This window comes from Burkholderia pseudomultivorans (assembly GCF_902499075.1).
GTDB classification, from domain to species: Bacteria; Pseudomonadota; Gammaproteobacteria; order Burkholderiales; family Burkholderiaceae; genus Burkholderia; species Burkholderia pseudomultivorans.
Genome location: NZ_CABVPP010000021.1, coordinates 90,795 through 96,837, shown reverse-complemented (window position 1 = coordinate 96,837; position 6,043 = coordinate 90,795). Strand labels below are relative to the sequence as shown.

Below are 6,043 nucleotides of genomic sequence, written 5' to 3'. Positions count from 1 at the left end.
GGCGGGCAGCGCCGACGGTACGCCGCCAACCGCACCGCTGCCTGCCGACAAGCCGGGCGCCGTCGCTTGCCCCGGCGGCGTCGAGAAGAATTCGGCCGCGAGCCGCGCGAGCGCCGCGGGGTCGGGCAGGCCGGCCGGCAGCGGCGCGTGCGGCAGCGCGAGCGCGTCGCTGCCCGGCACGGCGGGATTAACGGTAGGTGTCGGGATAGTCATGGTACTTGGCGATTTCGACGTCATCGAGGACAGCCAGCGCATCCGGCGAATGGACCGCGAGCGAGCAGTACAGCGAGATCAGGTACGACGCGATCGCCTGGTTGTTGATCCCCATGAAGCGCACCGACAGCCCCGGCCCCTGCTCGCCCGCGACGCCCGGCTGATAGAGGCCGACGACGCCCTGCCGCTTGTCGCCGACGCGCAGCAGCAGGATCTTGGTCTTGCCGTCCGCGACCGGCACCTTGTCCGACGGGATCAGCGGAATGCCGCGCCACGTGAGGAACTGCGAGCCGAACAGGCTGACCGTCGGCGGCGGCACGCCGCGCCGCGTGCATTCTCGGCCGAACGCGGCGATCGCGAGCGGATGCGTGAGGAAGAACGCGGGCTCCTTCCAGACTTTCGTCAGCAGTTCGTCGAGATCGTCCGGCGTCGGCGCGCCCGTCAGCGGGAAGATCCGCTGTTCGTCGGTCACGTTCGCGAGCAGTCCGTAGTCCGGATTGTTGATCAGCTGGCTTTCCTGCAGCTCCTTGATCGTCTCGATCGTCAGGCGCAGCTGCTCCTTGATCTGGTCGTGCGGGCTGCTGTAGAGATCGGAGATCCGCGTATGCACGTCGAGCACCGTGCTGACCGCGTTCAGGAAATACTCGCGCGGCTGCTCTTCATACGGCACGAACGTCTGCGGCAGCACGCTCTCGTCCTCGAGCTGCGTGCAGGCGGCGCGGACCGCTTCCGGGTTCTTCACCTGGTTCAGGCGATAAATGCCCGCCTCGACCGGCACCCATTGCAGCAGATGGGTCAGCCAGCGCGGCGTGATGGTGGAAAGCTGCGGGACGGTCTTGGTAGCGTTCGCTAGTTGGCGGGCGGCGTGATCGCTCAGCGCGGCCGAGCCGCTTGCAACGGTCGACATGTGTGGCTCCGGGTTCTTTAGATGAAAAACGGGATTGCTTATGACGCTGGATGATTATCGGAAGCGCACGCCTGCCGGCTCAACATGCTATAGCCGTCACGCGGCACCGCCGATGGTGGAAAAACGCGGAACGAATGCGGCCGGTCAGGGCACGAGCGCGTCGGACGGGCTGCTCAGCAGCGACGACAGCGACACGTCGAACGCGCGCGCGATCTTGTGCGCGGTGACGATCGACGCGATCGCCTCGCCGCGCTCGATCTCGCCGACGTACGAACGGTTCAACCCCGCATGCTCGGCAAGCTGCTCCTGCGACCACGTGCGCGCTTCCCGCAACCGGCGCACGGTGGACCCGAAGTGCTGGATCAGATCGCTCATGACGCCACCCGTGCGATCGCGGCCGTCTCGACCGCCGCGCGCGGCGTCGCGCTCGCGTCGCTGCGCAACACCGCCTGCGTGACGTTCGCGCCGGCCGGCACGTCCTGCGTGAGCCACACGTTGCCGCCGATCACCGCGCCGCGCCCGATCGTCACGCGGCCAAGGATCGTCGCACCCGCGTAAATGACGACGTCGTCCTCGACGATCGGATGACGCGCGAGCCCCTTCTCCAGGTGGCCGGCCGCGTCGCGCGGAAAGCGCTTCGCGCCGAGCGTGACGGCCTGGTACACGCGCACGCGCTCGCCGATGATCGCCGTCTCGCCGATCACGACGCCGGTGCCATGGTCGATGAAGAAGCCGCCGCCGATGCGCGCGCCCGGATGGATGTCGATGCCGGTCTCCGCGTGCGCCTGCTCGGCGATGATCCGTGCGAGCAGCGGCAGGCCGAGCCGATAGAGTTCGTGCGCGAGCCGGTGGTGGATCATCGCGAGGATGCCCGGATAGCACAGCAGCACTTCGTCGACGCTGCCGGCCGCCGGATCGCCGTGAAAGGCCGCCAGCACGTCGCTGTCGAGCAGCCGGCGGATCTCGGGCAGGCGCGCGGCGAATGCCTGCACGGCCGCCGAAGCCGGTTCATCGATCGACGGGTCGCTATTGCGCTGGCGCGCCGCGTAGCGCAGTTCCAGCGTCACCTGGGCAAGCAGCGCGTTGAGCGCCGCGTCGAGCGCGTGCGCCACATAGAAGTTCTCGCTTTCCTGACGCAAGTCGGGCGGCCCGAGACGCATCGGGAACAGCACGCCCTTCAACGCGCCGACGATCTGCGCGAGCGCCTCGCGCGCCGGCAGGTCGCGTCCGCCCGGTTCGAGCGAGCGCCGCTGCTTCTCGCGCCATGCGCGGCGCACGCTCTGCAGCGACTGGACAATGTCGTCGATATCGAATGCGGCCATGATCCCCTCTCCCCGTATCGCCGCGCGTCAGTCCTGCACCCACGGCAGACCGTGGAAACGCCAGCCGTTGCGGCCGCCGCGGTGCTGTCCGTCGTCCAGGTCGCCCTCGAACCCTTCGAGCACGTTGAACACCTGCGTGAACCCGGCCTTGGTCGCGGCCTCGGCCGCCTGCGCGGACCGGTTGCCGCTGCGGCACAGCAACAGCACCACGGCGTCCTTGCCGGTCTTCGCTTCCAGTTCGCGCACGAAACGCGGGTTGCGCGTCAGGCTCGTGCCGGTGGCCCATGCGACGTGCAGCGACGCCGGCACGTGGCCGACGAATTTCCGCTCTTCCGCGGTGCGCACGTCGACGAGCAACGCGTCGCCGGCCGAGAACAGCGCCCAGGCAACTTCCGGCGCGACGCCGCCCGCGTAGGGCGTGCCGGCCGATGCGGCGGCCGCGCGGGCGTCTTCGAGCGCCTGCTGCGCGACGGTTCGTTCTTCCAATGCATGCGTCATGACGCTTCCTTGTCCTTGCAGATTCGTATGACCAAAAAAGGTTGGGAGTGCGGCCGCTGCAGCTTGCGTGCTGTCTATAGCCGTCAGCGCCACTATGCGAGCGCGTGTCGGGAAGCAGAACCAATAAAAATTCATTTCCTAATCAGCGCCGCGAGAATTGCAATGGCGCAGATGTGCGATCGACAAGGGGGCGCGTACGCGAACAGGCAATGCGTGGCGATGGCGAAGCGATGAGCGATACGCTATGCGCCGTCGCATCAGGAAGGGTTTTGCAAGAATCGTCGAGGAGAGTGCAGCGCCGCAGAACGCGGATCGCTATGGAATCCAAACTTGAACACGATGCAGGAACAGCCTCGCGCGCGATGCGGGTGTGCCGTCGTCAGTCACTGCTCGACACACGCATCGCGATCGCGATGCGACAGGCAACCCGCACGGGCCGCCTGTCGCGACGCTCAAAGCGCCTTCACGATCGCGCCGTCGACGCGAATGTTCTGCCCGGTGATGTAGCCCGCGCCGTCGGACAGCAGGAAGGCGACCGTCTGCGCGATCTCCTGCGTCTTGCCGAAACGGCCGGCCGGAATGCGCGCGACGATCTCCGGCGTCTCCGGCCAGCTGTCGATGAAGCCCGGCAGCACCGCGTTCATCCGGATGTTCTCGGCCGCATAGCGTTCCGCGTAGAGACGCGTCCACGCACTCAGCGCCGCGCGCAGCGCCGACGACACCGGCATCGGCTGCTCGGGCGCGTCCGCCGCGAAACTCGAGATGTTGACCACCGCCCCGCCGCCCTGTTTCTGGAAGATCGGCGTCACGCGACGCATCACGCGCACGACGTTCAGCAGGATCAGGTCGAGCCCCGCGTGCCAGTTGTCGTCGGTGATCGACAGCAGGTCGCCCTTCGGCGGGTGCCCGGTGTTGTTGACGACCGCGTCGATCCGGCCGTAGCGCGCGAGCGTCTGCTGCACCAGCCGCTCGATGTCGGCGTCGTCGGTCACCGAGCCCTGGATGCCGAACCCGCCCAGTTCCTCGCCAAGCGCAACCGCGCTGCCGGACGGCGACATCAGCGCGACGCGGTAGCCCGTCGCCGCCAGTTCGCGCGCGATCGCCGCGCCCATGCCCTTGCCCGCCGCCGTGATCAACGCCACTTTTTCTACAGTCACGATGCACCTCTCGTTCGAAATCCGCTGCCGCGCAGCCGCCATTCGGCGCGCCAAGATGGTAATGTAGGCGCATCGCCCGCCTCTGTCGAATCAGTATTTCTGCGCTCAGACGATAGATTTTCTACAGCCTTACGATGCCGCTCCGCCCTTCCCGCCTGCCGCCGCTGAATGCGCTTCGCGCGTTCGAAGTATCCGCGCGGCACCTCAATTTCCGCGCCGCCGCCGACGAGATCGGCGTCACGCAGGGCGCGGTCGCGCAGCAGGTGCGTCATCTGGAGGACGTGCTCGGGCTGAAACTGTTCGAACGTCTGCCGCGCGGCCTCGCGCTGACGCACGACGGCGCCGCGTATTTCTCCGACGTGCAGCGCGCGCTGAACGCGATCGCCGATGCGACCGACCGGCTCGTGAAGCGCCGCGCGACGCTGACGATCAGCACGACGCCGTCGTTCGCGTCGAAGTGGCTGATCCCGCGCCTCGCACAGTTCACCGATGCGCATCCCGACTTCGACGTGCGCGTGATCGCCGATCAGCAGCTCGCGACGTTTCGCCATGACGGCGTCGACCTCGCGATCCGCTACGGCAAGCCGCCGTTCGGCAAGCATCTCGCCGCGCACGCGTTGTTCACGCTCGATGTGTGCGCGGTGTGCAGCCCGGCGTTGCTGGCTGCGCCCGCGTCGCCGCGTTCGCTGGCCGGTCATGTGCTGTTGCACGACGCGCACGATCTGTGGCCGGCGTTTCTCGCTGCGTGGCCCGAACCTGTCGATGTCGATCCGCACAAGGGGCTGCGCTTCAACCAGACCTCGCTCGCGATCGATGCGGCCGTTGCCGGGCAAGGCATCGCGCTTGCGACCGATCCGCTCGTCGAGCGCGACATCGCCGCCGGGCGACTGTGCAAGCCGTTCGATTTCGCGTTTCCGCTGTCGGTGGGCTTCTATCTCGTGTATCCGGCCGAGCGGCGCGACGACGACGAGATCATCATGATGCGGGAGTGGATGATTCGGCAGGCGGTGACGGACGGGCGGCCTTGAGGATCGGGCGTGCGATGACGGCGCATTCGCTACCGGCAGCAGGTGCGCGAGCGTCGTCTCACGGCGCAACCCAGCGGCCTTCATAGCCGCGGTCATTCAGATCGAATACCGCGCGACGATGGCCGGAGCGCGCGAGTTCGAGCCAGTCGATACGCGTTACGGCGACGTGAATTACGCAGAAGTTGGCATAACCGTCGTCGGCCGGCGCGCTGTCCTGGCTCGCCGCGAGATGCGCGTCGTCGGGCGACTCGACCGGTGTTCCCGGCGGCAACGGCGCACGATACAGCAGCAATGTATGCGGCCGGCTCGATTGCCAGATCGCGCGCCGCTCCGCTTCGTCGGTGCAGATCGATGCGATGCCCTCGACGCGAATCTGCACGAGCGCATCGAGATCGACGCCGACCAGCGCGACGCGCGGATCGCGACGCAACTCCGCGACTTTCTCCGACCGTGCATCGGTATGCAACGATAGCCGCCGCATATCGCGGCGCACCTGGCGCAACACAACCGTGCGCACCTTCGGCGCGCCGTCGATACCGAGCGTCGCGAGTTGCAGCATCGTGAACGGCGAGCGCTGTGCGCCGACGCCGAACTCGATACAGGACCAGAGCCGGTCGTAGGTAGCGGAAAGCGATGCGGGGCCTTGGTCGGACATGGCTGGCAATCGGAACGTGTCGATTGCGCAAGCTTAACCGTTTCGGCGGCGACGCAAGCGCCGTCCGCCGCTCAGTTGTAACCGAGCACGATCACCGCCGCGTCGCCGGCATCGGCCGGATCCGTGCCGAGCCGGCCGAGCACCGCGGCGACGTACTGCGGACCCGCGCCGATCTGCGACGACCGATGCTCGATAGCCGCGACATCGGCCATACCCGGCGCGGCGTCGATCCGTCTCGTGTCGTTGATGGTGTGGTTCATGAC

General features: G+C 67.5%; 8 protein-coding genes and 1 pseudogene. 1 reads left to right on the top strand and 8 read right to left on the bottom strand.

Annotated features, from left to right (window positions below):
* From BST28156_RS16375 to BST28156_RS16350, 6 genes and pseudogenes are all read right to left on the bottom strand, one after another.
* Positions 1-213 (bottom strand): annotated as a pseudogene (locus tag BST28156_RS16375) (family 2A encapsulin nanocompartment cargo protein cysteine desulfurase); the annotation flags it as partial.
* Positions 188-1,120, bottom strand: a complete 933-nt coding sequence (locus tag BST28156_RS16370) for a family 2A encapsulin nanocompartment shell protein (protein ID WP_060247576.1) — start codon at positions 1,118-1,120, stop codon at positions 188-190. The pseudogene BST28156_RS16375 and the gene BST28156_RS16370, both read right to left, overlap by 26 nt.
* 144 nt (positions 1,121-1,264) lie before the next feature.
* Positions 1,265-1,495, bottom strand: coding sequence for a helix-turn-helix domain-containing protein (locus tag BST28156_RS16365; RefSeq protein ID WP_009694095.1), 231 nt, complete (start codon positions 1,493-1,495; stop codon positions 1,265-1,267).
* The gene (epsC, locus tag BST28156_RS16360; protein ID WP_174902755.1) at positions 1,492-2,442 is read right to left on the bottom strand and encodes a serine O-acetyltransferase EpsC; all 951 of its coding nucleotides are present in this window, start codon (positions 2,440-2,442) and stop codon (positions 1,492-1,494) included. Before epsC ends, BST28156_RS16365 begins: the two co-directional genes overlap by 4 nt.
* A gap of 27 nt (positions 2,443-2,469) precedes the next feature.
* Positions 2,470-2,940, bottom strand: coding sequence for a rhodanese-like domain-containing protein (locus BST28156_RS16355; protein ID WP_009694093.1), 471 nt, complete (start codon positions 2,938-2,940; stop codon positions 2,470-2,472).
* A gap of 452 nt (positions 2,941-3,392) precedes the next feature.
* A complete protein-coding gene (locus BST28156_RS16350; RefSeq protein WP_174902754.1) occupies positions 3,393-4,097 on the bottom strand; it encodes an SDR family oxidoreductase in 705 nt (234 codons plus the stop codon).
* A 134-nt stretch (positions 4,098-4,231) separates the two neighbouring features.
* On the opposite strand from BST28156_RS16350, the gene gcvA reads away from it, so the two are divergent.
* Positions 4,232-5,125 (top strand): transcriptional regulator GcvA, encoded by an 894-nt coding sequence (gene gcvA, locus BST28156_RS16345; protein WP_174902753.1) that lies wholly within the window; start codon positions 4,232-4,234, stop codon positions 5,123-5,125.
* Between the two features lie 58 nt (positions 5,126-5,183).
* Here the strand turns inward: gcvA and BST28156_RS16340 are convergent, their stop codons facing one another.
* Positions 5,184-5,780, bottom strand: a complete 597-nt coding sequence (locus BST28156_RS16340; RefSeq protein ID WP_174902752.1) for a pyridoxamine 5'-phosphate oxidase family protein — start codon at positions 5,778-5,780, stop codon at positions 5,184-5,186.
* A 71-nt stretch (positions 5,781-5,851) separates the two neighbouring features.
* Positions 5,852-6,040 (bottom strand): hypothetical protein, encoded by a 189-nt coding sequence (locus BST28156_RS16335; RefSeq protein WP_174902751.1) that lies wholly within the window; start codon positions 6,038-6,040, stop codon positions 5,852-5,854.
* Between the last annotated feature and the right edge of the window lie 3 nt (positions 6,041-6,043).